This window comes from Streptomyces olindensis, from assembly GCF_040645895.1.
GTDB lineage: Bacteria > Actinomycetota > Actinomycetes > Streptomycetales > Streptomycetaceae > Streptomyces > Streptomyces olindensis.
The window spans coordinates 25,347-42,684 of the sequence record NZ_JBEYZD010000077.1 but is presented as its reverse complement, the minus strand read 5'-3'; the positions used below and the strand labels follow the sequence as shown (position 1 = coordinate 42,684).

15 protein-coding genes are annotated in these 17,338 nt (G+C 72.8%); 4 read left to right on the top strand and 11 right to left on the bottom strand.

The features are described from left to right. Nucleotides 1-667: 667 nt before the first annotated feature. The gene (gene trpS / locus ABZ948_RS34090; protein WP_359766186.1) at nucleotides 668-1,702 is read left to right on the top strand and encodes a tryptophan--tRNA ligase; all 1,035 of its coding nucleotides are present in this window, start codon (nucleotides 668-670) and stop codon (nucleotides 1,700-1,702) included. Nucleotides 1,703-1,753: 51 nt separating this feature from the next. Here the strand turns inward: trpS and proC are convergent, their stop codons facing one another. The 6 genes from proC to ABZ948_RS34060 form a co-directional block, all read right to left on the bottom strand. Further along, entirely contained in the window at nucleotides 1,754-2,566 is an 813-nt protein-coding gene (gene proC, locus ABZ948_RS34085) for a pyrroline-5-carboxylate reductase (protein WP_359766184.1), read from the bottom strand. A 107-nt stretch (nucleotides 2,567-2,673) separates the two neighbouring features. Continuing rightward, nucleotides 2,674-3,447 carry an ABC transporter permease gene (locus ABZ948_RS34080; RefSeq protein WP_359766182.1) on the bottom strand — a complete coding sequence of 258 codons (774 nt, stop codon included), beginning with the start codon at nucleotides 3,445-3,447 and terminating at the stop codon, nucleotides 2,674-2,676. Then, on the bottom strand, nucleotides 3,444-4,253 hold the full coding sequence (locus ABZ948_RS34075) for an ABC transporter ATP-binding protein (protein WP_359766180.1): 810 nt from the start codon (nucleotides 4,251-4,253) through the stop codon (nucleotides 3,444-3,446). Before ABZ948_RS34075 ends, ABZ948_RS34080 begins: the two co-directional genes overlap by 4 nt. Nucleotides 4,254-4,285: 32 nt before the next feature. After that, entirely contained in the window at nucleotides 4,286-5,143 is an 858-nt protein-coding gene (locus ABZ948_RS34070) for a class I SAM-dependent methyltransferase (protein WP_359766178.1), read from the bottom strand. Between the two features lie 77 nt (nucleotides 5,144-5,220). Then, a complete protein-coding gene (locus ABZ948_RS34065) occupies nucleotides 5,221-5,715 on the bottom strand; it encodes an EamA/RhaT family transporter (RefSeq protein WP_359766176.1) in 495 nt (164 codons plus the stop codon). 137 nt (nucleotides 5,716-5,852) lie between these two features. Then, nucleotides 5,853-6,182, bottom strand: a complete 330-nt coding sequence (locus ABZ948_RS34060) for an SH3 domain-containing protein (RefSeq protein ID WP_359766174.1) — start codon at nucleotides 6,180-6,182, stop codon at nucleotides 5,853-5,855. A 182-nt stretch (nucleotides 6,183-6,364) separates the two neighbouring features. On the opposite strand from ABZ948_RS34060, the gene ABZ948_RS34055 reads away from it, so the two are divergent. Further along, a complete protein-coding gene (locus tag ABZ948_RS34055) occupies nucleotides 6,365-8,500 on the top strand; it encodes a serine/threonine-protein kinase (RefSeq protein WP_359766172.1) in 2,136 nt (711 codons plus the stop codon). A 108-nt stretch (nucleotides 8,501-8,608) separates the two neighbouring features. On the opposite strand, the gene ilvD is transcribed toward ABZ948_RS34055, so the two are convergent. The 4 genes from ilvD to ABZ948_RS34035 all read right to left on the bottom strand — a co-directional run bounded on the left by ilvD (nucleotide 8,609) and on the right by ABZ948_RS34035 (nucleotide 13,076). Further along, nucleotides 8,609-10,462, bottom strand: a complete 1,854-nt coding sequence (gene ilvD / locus ABZ948_RS34050) for a dihydroxy-acid dehydratase (RefSeq protein ID WP_359766170.1) — start codon at nucleotides 10,460-10,462, stop codon at nucleotides 8,609-8,611. A gap of 140 nt (nucleotides 10,463-10,602) precedes the next feature. After that, entirely contained in the window at nucleotides 10,603-11,229 is a 627-nt protein-coding gene (locus ABZ948_RS34045; RefSeq protein WP_359766168.1) for a TetR/AcrR family transcriptional regulator, read from the bottom strand. Further along, nucleotides 11,226-12,050, bottom strand: coding sequence for a sugar phosphate isomerase/epimerase family protein (locus tag ABZ948_RS34040; protein WP_359766166.1), 825 nt, complete (start codon nucleotides 12,048-12,050; stop codon nucleotides 11,226-11,228). The genes ABZ948_RS34045 and ABZ948_RS34040 overlap by 4 nt, the downstream gene beginning before the upstream one ends. A 93-nt stretch (nucleotides 12,051-12,143) precedes the next feature. Further along, nucleotides 12,144-13,076: a Ppx/GppA family phosphatase gene (locus ABZ948_RS34035; RefSeq protein ID WP_359766164.1), complete on the bottom strand. Its 933-nt coding sequence runs from the start codon at nucleotides 13,074-13,076 to the stop codon at nucleotides 12,144-12,146. A gap of 71 nt (nucleotides 13,077-13,147) precedes the next feature. Here ABZ948_RS34035 and ABZ948_RS34030 point away from each other — a divergent pair, with 71 nt between their 5' ends. Further along, complete coding sequence (locus ABZ948_RS34030) at nucleotides 13,148-13,948, top strand: DUF3109 family protein (protein ID WP_359766162.1); 801 nt, start codon at nucleotides 13,148-13,150, stop codon at nucleotides 13,946-13,948. A gap of 23 nt (nucleotides 13,949-13,971) precedes the next feature. Here ABZ948_RS34030 and ABZ948_RS34025 read toward each other — a convergent pair whose 3' ends face one another. Continuing rightward, a complete protein-coding gene (locus ABZ948_RS34025) occupies nucleotides 13,972-15,702 on the bottom strand; it encodes a BACON domain-containing protein (RefSeq protein ID WP_359766160.1) in 1,731 nt (576 codons plus the stop codon). A 197-nt stretch (nucleotides 15,703-15,899) separates the two neighbouring features. Between ABZ948_RS34025 and radA the strand changes: the two genes are divergently transcribed. Beyond that, complete coding sequence (radA, locus tag ABZ948_RS34020) at nucleotides 15,900-17,309, top strand: DNA repair protein RadA (RefSeq protein ID WP_359766158.1); 1,410 nt, start codon at nucleotides 15,900-15,902, stop codon at nucleotides 17,307-17,309. Nucleotides 17,310-17,338 lie beyond the last annotated feature (29 nt).

Here is a 17,338-nt window from a genome sequence, read left to right as displayed (position 1 = left end):
CTCAAGGAACGGTCGCTTCCTTTGTACTCACCCTCTCGGGCTTTCCTCCGGGCGCTTCCCTTCGGTCTTGCGTTTCCGACTCTATCAGATCTTTTCTCGATCCGATTTCCTCGGTGCTTTCCAGGTTCCCGCTTCCGCGTTTCCCTTTCCGGCGGTTCCGACTCTATCAGATCCTTTCGGGCCTGATTCCCTGTCAGTTGGGGTTGTCTTCGCGGCTGTTGGGCCGTTCCGACGAGTGAGACTTTAGCGGATTCCCCGGCTCCCGAGCCAATCGGGGGCCGCGTCCTTTCGAACGGGGATTCCTCATTCCGTAAATACGCATGCCAATGAAACGACGACAGGGCTACTGCGCGTCGAGTAGTGGTTGGTACCTGCGGATTGGCTGCCCGGGGACCGACCGGGGTCGGCGCTCACGTCGGGCAACTCGGAGAACACTACGGATCGGGTCTGGGCGTGTCAACTCACGGGCGGACGGCACTCCCGGGGCGTAGTCTGGGGTGCATGACGACGCGTACGTGTAGCCAGTTCTGGTGGGCCGCCTGACGGCGGCCGTCCTCACGTATGCACTCAACGGCCGCCGCTTCGGCGGCCGTTCGCGTTTCTCCCTCCAGGATCTCCGAGGGACGGCCGCCCGGGGCGGTGGTCACGACCAGGAGGTGGAGGAGAGATGACACGGGTCTTCAGCGGGGTCAAGCCGACGGGACATCTGACGCTGGGGAACTATCTGGGGGCCATGCGGCGGTGGGCTGCCGTCGACCAGCACGAGGCCGACGCCCTGTTCTGTGTCGTGGACCTGCACGCGCTGACCGTGGAGCACGATCCCGCGCGGGTGCGCAGGCTGAGCCGGCAGGCGGCGACGCTGCTGCTGGCGTCGGGGCTGGATCCACAGCTGTGCACGGTGTTCGTGCAGAGCCATGTGGATGAGCACGCGCGGCTGTCGTACCTGCTGGAGTGCGTGGCCACCGACGGTGAGATGCGGCGGATGATCCAGTACAAGGAGAAGGCCGCGCGGGAGCAGCGGCGGGGTGGGAGTGTGCGGCTGTCGCTGCTGACGTATCCCGTGCTGATGGCGGCGGACATCCTGGCGTACCGGGCCGACGAGGTGCCGGTGGGGGACGACCAGCGGCAGCACGTGGAACTGGCGCGGGATCTGGCGGTGCGGTTCAACCAGCGGTACGGGCACACGTTCGTGGTGCCGCGCGCGACGAAGCCCGGGGTGGCGGCGCGGGTGATGAATCTGCAGGATCCGGCGTCGAAGATGGGCAAGAGCGATGACGTCGGGCCGGGGATCGTCTATCTGCTGGACGAGCCGGACGTGGTGCGGAAGAAGGTCATGCGGGCCGTGACCGACAGCGGGCGGGAGGTCGTGTACGACCGGGAGGCCCGGCCGGGGCTCGCCAATCTGCTGGAGATCCTCGCGGCCTGTACCGGTGGGGAGCCCGGGAAGCTGAGTGGTGCGTACACGTCGTACGGGGAGCTGAAGAAGGACACCGCCGAGGCTGTGGTCGAGGTGCTGCGGCCCGTGCAGGAGAGGCACAAGGAGTTGTGCGCGGACCCGGCGTATGTGGAGGGGGTGCTGCGGGACGGGGCGGAGCGGGCTCGGGGGATGGCCCGGCCGACGGTGGATGCCGCTTATCGGGCGATCGGGTTGCTGCCTGCTGTGGTGGAGGCGGCCGGGGTCCGGGCCGGGGTGACCGTGTGAGGTGAGCCGGTGGTGGGGGGGGCGGCCGGGCCGGCCGCCCCACTGCCGGGGTCAGCTGTTGTTGCCGGAGGCCAGGGCGCGGCTGCGGTCGCGGGCGGCTTCGAGGGCGGCGATGAGGGCGGCCCGTACGCCGTGGTTCTCCAGCTCGCGGATGGCGTTGATCGTCGTGCCGGCGGGGGACGTGACGTTCTCGCGGAGCTTGACCGGGTGCTCGCCGCTGTCGCGGAGCATCGTCGCGGCGCCGATGGCGGACTGGACGATGAGGTCGTGGGCCTTGTCGCGGGGCAGGCCGAGGAGGATGCCGGCGTCGGTCATGGCTTCGACCAGGTAGAAGAAGTAGGCCGGGCCGGAGCCGGAGAGGGCGGTGCAGGCGTCCTGCTGGGACTCGGGGACGCGGAGCGTCTTGCCTACGGCGCCGAAGATCTCCTCGGTGTGGGCGAGGTGGTCGGCGGTGGCGTGGGTGCCGGCGGAGATGACGGACATCGCCTCGTCGACCAGGGCGGGGGTGTTGGTCATGACGCGGACGACCGGGGTGTTCGGGGCGAGGCGTTCCTCGAAGTAGGCCGTGGGGATGCCGGCGGCGCCGCTGATGACCAGGCGGTCGGCGGGGACGTGGGGGGCGAGCTCGTCGAGGAGGGTGCCCATGTCCTGCGGTTTGACCGTGAGGATCAGGGTGTCGGCGGTCTTGGCGGCTTCGGGGTTGGTGACCGGGGTGACGCCGTAGCGGGTGCGGAGTTCTTCCGCCCGTTCCTGGCGGCGGGCGGTGACCAGGAGGTCGGCCGGGGTCCAGCCGGCGCGGATCATTCCGCTGAGCAGGGCTTCGCCGATCTTGCCGGTGCCGAGGACTGCGACTTTCTGGGTCATGGCTTTCGGTGCCCTCCGGGGGTTGCGCGTCGTCCGGGTTCATCCTCGCACCCGGGGGTGGTGGGGCGGGGCCGGTGTCCGGTGGGCGGGATGTCGCGGGGGGGTGTCTATGCCGTCCGGCGCCTCAGGGTCGCTGCTCCGAGGGTCAGGACCAGCAGGGCGCAGCCCGCCACGATCAGGACGTCGCGGACGAAGGTGGCCGTCATGTCCGTGTGGTGCAGGACCTCGTTCATGCCGTCGACCGCGTAGGACATGGGGAGGACGTCGGAGAGGGCCTCCAGGGCCGGGTGCATCTCGTCGCGCGGGGTGAACAGGCCGCAGAGGAGGAGCTGGGGGAAGATCACCGCCGGCATGAACTGGACCGCCTGGAATTCCGAGGCCGCGAAGGCCGAGACGAAGAGGCCGAGGGCCGTGCCGAGGAGGGCGTCGAGGAGGGCCACCAGGAGGAGGAGCCAGGGGCTGCCGGTGACGTCGAGGCCGAGGAGCCAGAGCGCCAGGCCGGTGGCCAGGGCGGACTGGATGATCGCGAGGGTGCCGAAGGCGAGGGCGTAGCCGGCGATGAGGTCGGCTTTGCCGAGGGGCATGGCGAGGAGGCGTTCGAGGGTGCCCGAGGTGCGTTCGCGCAGGGTGGCGATGGACGTCACCAGGAACATCGTGATCAGCGGGAAGATCCCGAGGAGGGACGCGCCGATGTTGTCGAAGGTGCGGGGGCTGCCGTCGAAGACGTAGCGCAGCAGGAGCAGCATCACGCAGGGGATGAGGATCAACAGCGCGATGGTGCGGGGGTCGTGGGTGAGCTGGCGGAGGACCCGGGTCGCGGTGGCGGTGGTGCGGGCGGGGTTCAGGGCGCGGGGCCGGGCGGGTTCGAGCGTGGTGGTCATCGGCTTGTCTCCTTGCTGCGGGCCTGTGCCTTCGCCTCGTCGACCAGGTGGAGGAAGGCCTCCTCGACCGTTTCCGCGCCGGTGCGGGCGCGGAGGGCGTCGGGGGTGTCCTCGGCGAGGAGTTCGCCCTCGCGCATGAGGAGGAGGCGGTGGCAGCGCTCGGCCTCGTCCATGACGTGGGAGGAGACCAGGAGGGTGGCGCCGCGGCTCGCCGCGATGTCGTGGAAGAGGGCCCAGAGGTCGCGGCGCAGGACCGGGTCGAGGCCGACGGTCGGTTCGTCGAGGACCAGGAGCTCGGGAGTGCCGAGGAGGGCGACGGCGAGGGAGACGCGGCTGCGCTGGCCGCCGGAGAGGTTGCCGGCCAGGGCGCCCGCGTGAGTGGTGAGGTCGACGTCGGCCATGGCCCGGGTGACCTGGTCGTGGCGGCGGTCCGCGGCGCTTCGGCCGGGGTCGAGTATCGCGGCGAAGTAGTCGAGGTTCTGCCGGACGGTCAGGTCGTCGTAGACGGACGGGGCCTGGGTGACGTAGCCGATGCGGGTGCGCAGGGCGGGGTGGCCGGCGGGGCGGCCGAGGACGTCGAGGGTGCCGGTGACCTTGGCCTGGGTGCCGGCGATGGCGCGCATGAGGGTGGACTTGCCGCAGCCGGAGGGGCCGAGGAGGCCGGTGATCCGGCCCCGGGGGACGGTGAAGCCGAGGTGGCGCAGGACGGTGCGGGGGCCGCGGACGACGGTGAGGTCCTGGGCGTGGACGGCGGCCGTGGGGGTCTCGGTGGCTGGGCGTGGCGGGTCGGGAGCATTATTCATCATGCGATGAATAATGCTCCCGTGGGTGGGACCCGTCAAGCGGGTGTGCGTCGGCCCGGGGCCCTGGCGACCAGCAGGATCACCTCGTAGACCTCCTCCACGCAGCCGTCCGGGAAGGTCCTGAGCAGGTGCTCGCGCTCCTCGGCGAGGAAGGCCGCGGTGTGCTCCTCGCCGTGCACCAGGAAGACCGAGTGGCTGCCGATGTTGGCGAGGTGGGTGTCGACGGGGACGCGGCGGCTCCAGCGGACCGTGCGGCGGGTGAAGTCGAGGCGGCCGGTCGGGTCGGCGGCGCGGGCGTTGACGTTCCGCTTCTCGGCGGAGACGTCGATGCCGAAGTGGCGTGCCGTGCGGGCGGCGGCCTCGGCGATCCACGGCACGTCGAGGGCGTCGGTGTTCCACCAGAGAGCCAGGGCGCCGCCGGGGCGCAGGACGCGCAGGGCCTCCGGGACGGAGCGGGCGGGGTCGGTCCAGTGCCAGGCCTGGGCATAGGTGACGAGGTCGACGGAGGCGTCGGCGAGGGGGAGGTCGTCGCCCGTGCCGCGGATGACGGGGAGGTCGGGGTGGGCGCTGCGGAACTGGGCCGCCATGCCGTCGCCGGGTTCCACGGCGACGACGTCCGCGCCCCGGGCGTGCAGGAGGGCGGTGGCTATGCCGGTGCCGGCACCGACGTCCGCGACGCGGGAGCCGGCGAGGGGGTGGCCGGCCAGGTCTTCCATCGCGTCGAAGAGGGCCGGCGGGTAGGAGGGACGGTTGGCCGCGTACTGGGCCGCTGCGGCGTTGAAGGAGTGGGCCCGGGCGGCGCGCGTGGGGCGGTGGTTCGTGGGGTGGGGGACGCGGGGTTCGGGGGTGGGGTCGGCTCCGGTGGGGTGGTCGGCGGTGGGTGGTGTGGTCATACGGCCATGGTGGCCGGGGGTGGGGTGGGGGGCGGTGAGATTTCGGTGAGAGGGCCGGGAGCCGAGGCCATGTCGGCCTATCCGCGGCGGCGCTTCTTCGACGGGTTGCCCGTGCGGCGGGTGGTGCGCTTCTCGTGTCGCCTGCGGGCCTCCTCGTACTCCTCGCGGTGGAGCTTCTCGCCGGGGGCCTCGGTGAGGGAGCGGAAGAAGTAGGCGAGGAGGGAGCCGACGAAACCGATGGTCAGCAGTCCGCGGAGGGACGCCTGGCGGTCCGGGTCGGGGCGGCGGGTGAAGCCGTCCCAGGTGTGGCGGAAGGCCATCGCGCTGCAGATCGCGAACATGGCGACCATGAGGAGCGTGACGAAGCCGCCGATCGCGGCGATCCGGAGGCCCTCGTAGGCGAGGCGCAGGACCAGGCAGGAGACGGCCGCGGCGGCCAGTGAGCCGACGGCCACGGCGATGCGGCGGGCGGTGTAGCCGTTGTCGTGGTCCACCCACGTCGTGCCGAAGAAACGGATCGGCTCGGGGAGCGGGGTGGTGGCCGGGGCCGGGGTGCCGTTGTCTGCGCTCACGGGTCGATTATGGCGCCGGCCCGGTGGCTCGGGCGGGGGCGGGTGGAAGGACACCCGTCACGCCTTCCCGGTCTGGGAGCGCGGCGGCGGATGGTGCGGCCCGCAGTGGGGGCGGGCCGCCTCATCCCCGGTGCGGGTCAGGAGCAGCGCGGGCGGATGTAGCCGTCGCTGCCGGTGTTCACATAGGAGTCCGACACGTACTGGCCGGTGGCGATGTTGTCCCAGATGTTCGTCGTGCCGTACGGGCCCGTGACCCAGGTGCCGGGTGTCTGGCAGTGGATCGCCACGCGTGAGCCCTCGGGCAGGACCTTGACGATCGGGTAGCCGGTGCCGGGACCGCTGCGGACGTTGAGCCGGACGCCCGGTGCGATCGAGTAGTAGGTGGCCGCCGCGGCCAGGGTGGTGACCAGCGGCATGCCGGCACCTTCCTTGTCGCGCTCGACCTCTTCGACAGGCTCGACTGACATGAAAAACCTCCCCCGTTGCACCCCATGGCTGCCATGGGGCCCCGTTGATTCCCCTGAATCACGCCATCAAACATCTGTGCGCGATTCGCTTGCGGAGGCTAGCAAGCCGCCTCTGTCTCGTACGAGTCATCGACTAGGCTCCGTGCGTCGCGCGCGCGGACGAACAGCACGGGGGTGGTCCCATGGCGCCACAGCGGAACGCCGGAGCGGGCCCGGAAGCGGAACTTCCCGAGTACGCCGGTCACTACCGGCTGGAGTCGTGCCTGGGCTCGGGCGGCATGGGCGTCGTCCATCTGGCCCGGAGCACCTCCGGGATGAAGCTCGCGGTGAAGGTCGTGCACGCGGAGTTCGCCAAGGACCCCGAGTTCAGGGGGCGTTTCCGGCAGGAGGTCGGGGCGGCCCGGCGGGTCAGCGGGGCGTTCACCGCACCTGTCGTGGATGCCGATCCCGAGGCCGGGCGGCCCTGGATGGCCACGCTGTTCATCCCGGGTCCGACGCTGGCCCAAGAGGTCAAGCGGAACGGGCCCTTGGCCCCCGCCCAACTGCGCCGGCTGATGGCGGGGCTCGCGGAGGCCCTGCGCGACATCCACCGGGTCGGGGTCGTGCACCGGGATCTGAAGCCGAGCAACGTGCTGCTCGCCGAGGACGGGCCGAAGGTCATCGACTTCGGCATCTCCCGGCCGACGGACAGCGAGTTGCGGACCGAGACCGGGAAACTGATCGGCACGCCGCCGTTCATGGCGCCCGAGCAGTTCCGGCGGCCGAGGGAGGTCGGACCCGCCGCGGACGTGTTCGCCCTCGGGTCCGTGATGGTCCATGCCGCCACCGGGCGGGGGCCGTTCGACTCCGACAGTCCCTACGTCGTCGCCTACCAGGTCGTGCACGACGAGCCCGACCTGACCGGCGTACCGGAAGCGCTGGTGCCGCTCGTGCTGCGGTGTCTCGCCAAGGAGCCCGAGGACCGGCCCTCCCCCGACGAGTTGATGCGCGAACTGCGGTCGGTGGCGGCCTCGTACGACACGCAGGCGTTCATACCGCAGCAGCGCGTCGAGGAGGCGCCGGAGCGGCCCGAGCCGGTGGTGCCCGCCGAGGAGTCCCGCCCCGCTCCCCCGGGGCCCGAGAAGAACCCGCGGCCGTCGAAGCGGCGGCTCGGCAGGCGGGCCGGTCTCGCCGCCGGCGCGCTCGGGCTGGTCGTCGTCGGGGCGCTGGCGGCGGTGCCCCTGCTCGGGAGCCCGGCGCCGGAGGTCCGCGCGCCACGGACCACCGCTGCCGCGTTCTCGGCGTGGGAGGCCCGGCCGCTGGACCGGGAGAGCACGCCGCGATGCTCCTACGCCGTGGGCCGGTTGCTGTGCGCGCAGAACGGGCTGGTGTTCGCCCTCGACCCCGTCGACGGGCGGCTGCTGTGGCGGCACCCGCTGGCGGGGGCCGCCGCGAGCGGGCCGCCGAGCGGGGCACCGGTCGTGTCGGGGGGCCTGGTGCTGGCCGGGCTCGGGCAGGAACGGCGGGTCGCCGCGCTCGATCCCGCGTCGGGCGAGGTGGTCCGGCGGGAGCAACTGCCCGCCTACGGAGGTCTGCGGGCCGTGGGCGGCGTGGTGCTGCTCACCGCTTCCGACGGCACGGTCAGCGGCGTGGAGAGTGCCTCGGGCGAGGTGAAGTGGAGTCACCGGATTCCGGGCCAGGACGTGCCGTACTTCGTCTCGTTCCCCGGTGATCCGCTGGCGTACGCGGCGACCGTGTCCGGCGACGGCTCCGCCACGCGGGTCACGGCGGTGGATCCGCGCACCGGAGACGTGCGGTGGGACGCGGAGCTGGAGGGGGCCCTGCAGCCGCTGGGTTCGGTGGACGGGTCGGTCGTCTTCGCCGCCGGCGACCCCGTGCGGCAGGACGCGCGGGCCCTGGTGCGCTACCGCCCCGACGACCGCACGACCCTGCGCGTGCCGCTGCGCATTCCCCTGCAGCAGGTCCAGGGCAGTGTGCACGGGGACGTCGTCCACCTCATGGCGGCGGGCGGGTCGCTGGTCGCCGTCGACCTGGCGGCGCGCAAGCAGCTCTGGAGCCTGGAGACGGGTCTGGCGCGGGGGTCCGCGCCGGTCGCCGGTGAGCGGTACGTGTACGTCACCGCTCCGGACGGCCGGCTGCTCGCCGTCGACGCCCGGCGCGGGAAGCTCGCCGGGCAGACGTCCCCCCGGCTGGGGGACCGGTCGGACCGCGTTCCGGCCGCGCTGCCCGAGCCGCTGCTCGTCGGTGACCGGGTCTACGCCGGTGCGCCGGACGGCACCGTCTTCGCCGTGCAGGGGCGCGATCCGGCGGACTGGTAGGTCGTCGACGCGCGGCGCGGGAAGCTCGCCGGGCAGACGTCCCCCGGCAGGCGGGCATGCGCGAGGGCCGCCCCCGGGTGGGGAGGCGGCCCTCGGGAGGGCGGGGGCTCAGCCCAGCTTCGTGACGTCCCGGACGGCGCCCTTGTCGGCGCTGGTCGCCATCGCCGCGTAGGCGCGCAGGGCGGCGGAGACCTTGCGGTCGCGGTTCTTCGGCGCGTACACGCCGTTCAGCGCCTGCTCGCGGCGGGCCAGCTCGGCGTCGTCGACCAGCAGCTCGATGGAGCGGTTCGGGATGTCGATGCGGATGCGGTCGCCGTCCTCGACCAGGGCGATCGTGCCGCCCGCGGCCGCCTCGGGCGAGGCGTGGCCGATGGACAGGCCGGACGTGCCGCCGGAGAAACGGCCGTCCGTGACCAGCGCGCAGGTCTTCCCCAGGCCGCGCCCCTTCAGGTACGAGGTCGGGTAGAGCATCTCCTGCATGCCGGGGCCGCCCTTGGGGCCCTCGTAGCGGATGACGACGACGTCGCCGTCCTTGACCTGCTGGGTGAGGATCTTCTGGACGGCCTCCTCCTGCGACTCGCAGACCACCGCCGGGCCCTCGAAGGTCCAGATGGACTCGTCGACGCCGGCCGTCTTCACGACACAGCCGTCCACGGCCAGGTTGCCCTTGAGGACCGCGAGGCCGCCGTCCTTGGAGTAGGCGTGCTCGACGGAGCGGATGCAGCCGCCCTCGGCGTCCTCGTCCAGGGCCTCCCAGCGCTCGGACTGGGAGAAGGCCTCGGCGGAGCGGACGCAGCCGGGGGCCGCGTGCCACAGCTCGACCGCCTCGGCGGACGGGGAACCGCCGCGCACGTCCCAGGTCTTCAGCCAGTCGGCGAGGGAGGGGCTGTGCACCGAGTGCACGTCCTCGTTGAGCAGGCCCGCGCGGTGCAGCTCGCCGAGCAGGGCGGGGATGCCGCCGGCGCGGTGCACGTCCTCCATGTAGTACGTGCGGTCCTTGGCGACGTTCGGAGCGACCTTGGCCAGGCACGGCACACGACGCGAGACCGCGTTGATCTCGTCGAGGCCGAAGGGGACGCCCGCCTCCTGGGCGGCGGCCAGCAGGTGCAGGATCGTGTTGGTGGAGCCGCCCATGGCGATGTCGAGCGCCATGGCGTTCTCGAAGGCGGCGAAGGAGGCCACGCTGCGCGGCAGGACCGTCTCGTCGTCCTGCTCGTAGTAGCGGCGGGTGATGTCCATGACCGTCTTGGCCGCGTTGACGTACAGCTGTTTGCGGGCCGTGTGCGTGGCCAGGACCGAGCCGTTGCCCGGCAGGGAGAGGCCGATCGCCTCGGTCAGGCAGTTCATCGAGTTGGCGGTGAACATGCCGGAACAGGAGCCGCAGGTCGGGCAGGCGTTCTCCTCGATGCGGAGGATGTCCTCGTCCGAGATCTTGTCGTTCACGGCGTCGGAGATCGCGTCGACCAGGTCGAGCGTGCGGACCGTACCGTCGACCAGCGTCGCGCGGCCCGACTCCATCGGACCGCCGGAGACGAACACCGTCGGGATGTTCAGCCGCAGGGCGGCGTTGAGCATGCCCGGGGTGATCTTGTCGCAGTTGGAGATGCAGATCAGGGCGTCGGCGCAGTGGGCCTCGACCATGTACTCCACGCTGTCCGCGATCAGGTCGCGGGAGGGCAGGGAGTAGAGCATGCCGCCGTGGCCCATGGCGATGCCGTCGTCCACGGCGATCGTGTTGAACTCACGCGGGATGCCGCCGGCCTCGACCACCGCCTCGCTGACGATCCGGCCGACCGGCGCCAGGTGCGTGTGCCCGGGGACGAACTCCGTGAAGCTGTTGGCGATCGCGATGATCGGCTTGCGGCCGATGTCCGCACCCGGTACACCGGAGGCGCGCATAAGGGCGCGGGCGCCCGCCATGTTGCGGCCGTGGGTGACTGTGCGGGACCTCAGCTCGGGCATCGTCGCTCGCTCCTTCTACAGGCGGCGTCAGAGGATTCGGACACTTCTGACTGCTACCGAGCGTACGCCGGTCATCCAGTGGGCGGGACGGTGCGTCCGGAATGCGGGACGGCCGTCTCGCCGGCGGCCCCCCGCGGGGCTCACGGACCGGTCAGGTGTTCCTGTACGACCGGTGCCAGCCGCGCGATGATCTGCTCCGGGTCCGCCGAGGCCAGCGGCTCGACCTTGATGACGTACCGCAGCATGGCCGTGCCGACGAGCTGGGCGGCGGCCAGCTCGGCCCGCAGTTCCGCGTCCGGCAGCTCCAGCCGTACGGCGATGCGGCGCAGCACCTGGGTGGCGACGATCCGGCGGAAGACGGCCGCTGCGGTCTCGTTGGTGACGGCGGAGCGGACGATGGCGAGCAGGGGCGCGCGGGTCGCCGGGTTCTCCCAGACGCCGAAGAAGAAGCGGGCCAGACGCTCCCCCACGCCGTCGAGCGGACCCTCCTCGATGGCCTTCGGCGCCTGCAGGGCGGGTCCGAAGGACTGGGTGATCGCCGCCTCGAAGACCTGCTCCTTCGTGCCGAAGTAGTGGTGCACGAGGGCGGAGTCGACGCCGGCGGTCTTGGCGATGCCGCGCACGGACGTCTTCTCGTAGCCGCGCTCGGAGAACTCGTCGCGGGCGGCGGTGAGGATGCGGTCGCGGGTGTCGGCCGACTCCGCGCGCGGGGGGCGGCCACGGCGGCGGGTGCCGGAGCCGGTGCCGGCCGGGGGCCGGTCGGTCATCGGCGCGGCACCTTCACCGCCGACGCCAGGTGGAGGCGGGTGAAGGCCAGGGCCTCCGCCAGGTCGGCCTCGCGCTCCGCGGTGGACATGGCGCGGCGGGTGTTGACCTCGATGACGACGTGGCCGTCGAAGCCGGTCAGGGCGAGCCGCTCCAGCACCTCGGCGCAGGGCTGGGTGCCGCGGCCGGGCACCAGGTGCTCGTCCTTGGCGGAGCCGCGGCCGTCGGCGAGGTGGACGTGGCCCAGGCGGTCGCCCATGCGGTCGACCATGTCGAGGGCGTCGGCGCGGGCCGTCGCCGTGTGGCTGAGGTCGATCGTGAAGTGGCGGTAGTCGTCCTTCGTGACGTCCCAGTCGGGGGCGTACGCGAGCATCTCGCGGTCGCGGTAGCGCCAGGGGTACATGTTCTCGACGGCGAACCGTACGTCCGTCTCGTTCGCCATGCGCCAGATGCCGGCGACGAAGTCCCGCGCGTACTGGCGCTGCCAGCGGAACGGGGGGTGGACGACGACCGTGCTCGCGTCGAGCTTCTCGGCCGCCGCGCGGGCCCGCTGGAGCTTGGTCCAGGGGTCGGTGGACCAGACGCGCTGCGTGATGAGCAGGCAGGGGGCGTGCACGGCCAGGATCGGGATCTGGTGGTAGTCGCTCAGTCTGCGCAGGGCCTCGATGTCCTGGCTGACGGGGTCGGTCCAGACCATGACCTCGACTCCGTCGTAGCCGAGGCGCGCGGCGATCTCGAAGGCCGTGGCCGTCGACTCCGGGTAGACCGAGGCCGTCGAGAGGGCGACCTTCGCGTCCGGGATCTTTACGGCTGGCTCTGCCATGGAGGACAGATTACGGGGTGTGGCGGGGAGGTCGTGGGGTGCCTGCTCGCCGTTGTGGTGATTGCCACGTGCTGAGCCTGAGCGCCGGGCTCCCTATACGGACTCCATGTGATCCAGCCGGCGCAGGATCACGCCCTCCCTGAGCGCCCACGGGCAGATCTCCAGCCGCTCCACCCGGAACAGGTCCATCGCCGCCTCGGCCACCAGGGCACCCGCCAGCAGCTGGCCCGCCCTGCCCTCCGAGACGCCCGGGAGCTCGGCGCGTTCCGCCTCCGTCATGCCGGACAGCCTCGGGACCCAGCCCTCCAGGGACTCCCGCTTGAGTTCCCGCTGGACGTAGAGGCCCTCGGCGGAGCGGGCCGCGCCGGCGATGCGGGCCAGCTGCTTGAAGGTCTTGGACGTGGCGACGACGTGGTCGGGGGCGCCGAAGCGGCTGAACTCGCCGACCGTGCGGGCGATCTCCGTGCGGACGTGGCGGCGCAGGGCCCGGACGTCGTCCGGGGCGGGCGGGTCGCCGGGCAGCCAGCCGGCGGTGAGACGGCCGGCGCCCAGCGGCAGCGAGGCGGCCGCGTCGGGCTCCTCGTCCATGCCGTAGGCGATCTCCAGGGAGCCCCCGCCGATGTCCAGGACCAGGAGCCGGCCGGCCGACCAGCCGAACCAGCGGCGGGCGGCGAGGAACGTGAGCCGGGCCTCCTCCGCGCCGGTGAGGACCTGGAGCTCGACGCCGGTCTCGGCGCGCACGCGGGCCAGGACGTCGTCGGCGTTGCGGGCGTCGCGGACCGCGGAGGTCGCGAACGGCAGCACCTCCTCCACGCCCTTGTCCTCGGCCGCCTGGAGGGACTCGTGGACGACCCCGATGAGCCGGTCGACGCCGTCGGGGCCGATCGCGCCGCTGTCGTCGAGGAGCTGGGCGAGGCGCAGTTCCGCCTTGTGCGAGTGCGCGGGCAGCGGGCGCGCGCCGGGGTGTGCGTCCACCACCAGCAGATGCACCGTGTTCGATCCCACGTCGAGGACACCGAGTCTCATGTACGGAACGCTACTGCCAGCGGTGCCGTCCGCCGTCCTCGGTGCGGGCAAGAGGCCCGTACCCTGGACTCGTGCCAAAGACGAAAAAGGCGAAGCGCGACAAATCACCGGGCGTCGTGGAACCCGACGAGAAGGGCCTCGACTTCGCTCGCGCGTGGGTGGAGTTTCCTGATCCGGCGGACGACGAGCAGGTCTTCCGTTGCGATCTGACATGGCTGACCTCTCGCTGGAACTGCATCTTCGGCAGCGGCTGCCAGGGCATCCAGGCCGGCCGCGCGGACGACGGGTGCTGCACGTTGGGTGCCCACTTCTCCGACGAGGACGACGAGAAGCGCGTCGCCGAACATGTGGCGAGGCTCACGCCGGACATCTGGCAGCACCACGCCGAGGGCACGAAGCACGGCTGGGTGTCCGAGGACGAGGACGGCGACCGCCAGACGCGCCCCTTCCAGGGGTCCTGCATCTTCCAGAACCGGCCCGGCTTCGCGGGCGGCGCGGGCTGCTCGCTGCACATCCTCGCCCTGAAGGAGGGCCGCGAGCCGCTGGAGACCAAGCCGGACGTGTGCTGGCAGCTGCCGGTGCGGCGGACGTACGAGTGGATCGACCGGCCCGACGACACACGCGTGCTGCAGGTGTCGATCGGTGAGTACGACCGCCGGGGCTGGGGCCCGGGCGGGCACGACCTGCACTGGTGGTGCACCTCGGCGACCTCGGCGCACGGCGCGGGCGAGCCGGTGTACGTCTCCTACCGGCCCGAGCTGATCGAGCTGATGGGCAAGGCCGGCTACGACCGGCTGGTCGAGCTGTGCGAGGAGCGGCTGGCCTCGCAGCTGCCGCTGCTCGCTCCGCATCCGGCGGATCCGGTGGCCTGATCCCCACGGCGTCCGCGGGGCCGCTACGACGTGGCCGGGCTGGGGTCGCCGCTGTCCGAGGGCGGGGGCGGCGAGTCGGCCGGCTCGGTCGGGCCCGGGTCCGTGGGGGTCGGGTCCGGGTCGGGTGACGGCGGCGGGGTGGTCGGTGTCGGCTCCGGGTCCGGGGCGGAGGTCGTGGGCGTCGGGTCGGGCCGGGTCGGGGGCGGGTCGCTCGGGTGGCTCGGGTCGCCGGGGTGGGGGTCCGGGCGGGTGCCGGGGCCGGAGGGGCTGGGCGCGGTGCCGAAGCCCTCGATGTGGACGACGGCGCCGGCGGGTGCCACCGCCACCTGGGCGCGCCAGGGGCCCGAGGGCTCCCGCAGGTGGTCGACGTACACCTTGATCGTCAACGTCTCGCCGGGCCGGAGCGTTCCCGACGACTGGCTGAGGTAGAGCCAGTCGGCTCCCGTGGAGGCGGACCAGCGGACCGGGGTCGGGCCCGTGGCGGTCAGGGTGATCAGGGTGGTGTCGCCGCTGTGGCCGGCCGTGACGTCCAGGGCGGCCTGGCGGCCGGCGCCGGCGACGCCGATGACCTCGACGGAGACGTCCGCCTTGCCGTCCTTGCCGAAGCGGGGGCCGGGGCGGGTGCTCGCGTTGCCCGTGTTCTCGTAGCCGCCGCCCGCCATCTCGCCGTCCAGGCCGAGCGTGTCGTCGGCCTCGCGCGCGGAGGCCGAGCGGCCGTCCTGGCCCTCGCCCACGGGGGTGCCCCGGTAGGCGGCCCACAGGGCGAGCACGGGGGCGGCCACCACGGTGGCGACGACGGTGGTGGTGACGGCACGCGCGCGGAGCCGGTCCCGGCGGGCGGCGTGGTCCTTGGGGTCCATCGGGAAGCCGCGCCGGTCGAAGCGCGGCGCTGCGCTCCGCGCGCGCGGGTGGTGGGCCATGGCGACGTGCAGGGCCGCGCGGGGCGCCGGCAGGACGGGCAGCTCGGCGGGGGTGACGCTGGTGCCGGGCCAGCGTCCGGGGATGGCGCGCTCGGCGGTGCGGCGGCATCGCGGACAGTCGTCGACGTGCCGGACGAGTTCACGGCGCAGGGCCGTGCCGAGCACCAGCCGGTCGTCGCCGGCGAGGTGCGCGACGCTCGGGCACGCCCCGGTCTCCACGACGGCGAGGGCGGCACGCGTGCGTTCCACCTCGCAGGCGGCGGAGGCGAGCAGGTCGCGGGCGGCGGCCACGTCCATGCCGAGGACGGCGGCGACCTCGTGGGCGGCGAGGTGGTGGCGCACGGCCAGTTCGAGCGCCTCCCGCTGCTCCGGGGTGGTGCCGGCGGCCTCCGGCCAGGCGAGCAGGGCCAGTTCGGCGCGCCGGCGTTCCAGGACCTCCTCGGAAGGGCCCGGGGCGGCCTGCCGGTCGGCGCGCTGCCGGTCGGAACGGCCCGCCGCGTGGCTGCTCTGACGTTTCTGCTTGGCCTCGGCCAGCTTGCGCAGACAGGCCCAGCGGGCCAGCGCGTACAGCCAGGCCCTGCGGTCCGCTGGCGCCTCGGGGACGTGCCGGCCGCGGCGTTCGGCGAGGGCGAGGACGTCGCCCAGGGCGGCGGTCGCGGCGTCGTGGTCGCACAGCACGGACAGGCAGTAGGTGAACAGGCCGTCCAGGTAGGGCTCGTAGCGCGCGGGCGGCCGCTGCGCCAGGGTGCGGGCGGCCCCGCGGTCACGCGCTTCCCGGTGCACCCGGTGTGCGCCGGCCGTGCGGGTCGAGATCTCCGGAGTACTGCTCATCATTCGGCGACCGTAGGGGGCCGGGAGTGGCACCTTCAGGCGGCTTGAGCGCATTTAATCCGTACGGGTGAAACGATCCCTCAATCGGGGACAGGAACCCCGCGTTCCGCCGCTGGCGCGGGGTGGCGGGCGCCTGGCGCGCAGGTGGCCGCGCCCGCCCGCTCCCCCTGTTGTCAGTGGCTGCGGCTACGGTTTCGTCCATGGCTGCCCGTACGAAGACCACCAAGGACCGCCCGTCCTACCGCTGCACGGAGTGCGGCTGGCAGACGGCGAAGTGGCTCGGCCGCTGCCCCGAGTGCCAGGCCTGGGGGACGGTCGAGGAGTACGGCGCGCCCGCGGTCCGTACGACGACGCCGGGGCGGGTCACCACCTCCGCCCTGCCCATCGGCCAGGTGGACGGCCGCCAGGCCACCGCCCGCACCACCGGCGTGCCGGAGCTGGACCGCGTGCTCGGCGGCGGGCTGGTCCCGGGCGCGGTGGTGCTGGTCGCGGGCGAGCCGGGCGTCGGCAAGTCGACGCTCCTGCTGGACGTGGCGGCCAAGTCGGCGAGCGACGAGCACCGCACCCTGTACGTCACGGGCGAGGAGTCGGCGAGCCAGGTCCGGCTGCGCGCCGACCGCATCGGCGCCATCGACGACCACCTGTACCTGGCGGCCGAGACGGATCTCGCGGCGGTCCTGGGCCACTTGGACGCGGTGAAGCCCTCGCTGCTGATCCTGGACTCGGTGCAGACGGTGGCCTCTCCCGAGATCGACGGCGCCCCCGGCGGCATGGCCCAGGTGCGCGAGGTCGCCGGGGCCCTCATCCGGGCGTCCAAGGATCGCGGCATGTCCACGCTTCTCGTGGGCCACGTCACGAAGGACGGCGCGATCGCGGGCCCCCGCCTGCTGGAGCACCTGGTGGACGTCGTCCTGCACTTCGAGGGCGACCGGCACGCGCGCCTGCGGCTCGTCCGGGGCGTCAAGAACCGCTACGGCACCACCGACGAGGTCGGCTGCTTCGAGCTGCACGACGAGGGCATCACGGGCCTCGCGGACCCGAGCGGACTTTTCCTGACACGCCGGGCGGAACCGGTCCCGGGCACCTGCCTGACCGTCACCCTGGAGGGCCGCCGCCCCCTGGTCGCCGAGGTCCAGGCCCTCACGGTGGACTCGCAGATCCCCTCCCCGCGCCGCACCACCTCCGGCCTGGAGACCTCCCGCGTCTCGATGATGCTGGCGGTGCTGGAACAGCGCGGGCGGATCAGCGCCTTGGGCAAGAGGGACATCTACTCCGCGACGGTCGGCGGGGTGAGGCTCTCCGAGCCCGCGGCGGACCTGGCCGTGGCCCTCGCCCTGGCGAGCGCGGCGAGTGACACACCTCTCCCCAAGAACCTCGTCGCGATCGGTGAAGTGGGCCTCGCGGGCGAGGTGAGACGGGTCACGGGCGTGCAGCGCAGGCTGGCCGAAGCCCACCGTCTGGGCTTCACGCATGCCCTGGTACCGGGCGACCCGGGCAAGATCCCCCCGGGTATGAAGGTCCTGGAAGTCGCGGACATAGGGGACGCCCTGCGGGTCCTTCCCCGGTCCCGTCGCAGAGAGGCCCCACGGGACGAGGAGGGTCGCCGGTAGACTTTGCCCTGGTCTCGCCCGTCCGTGCG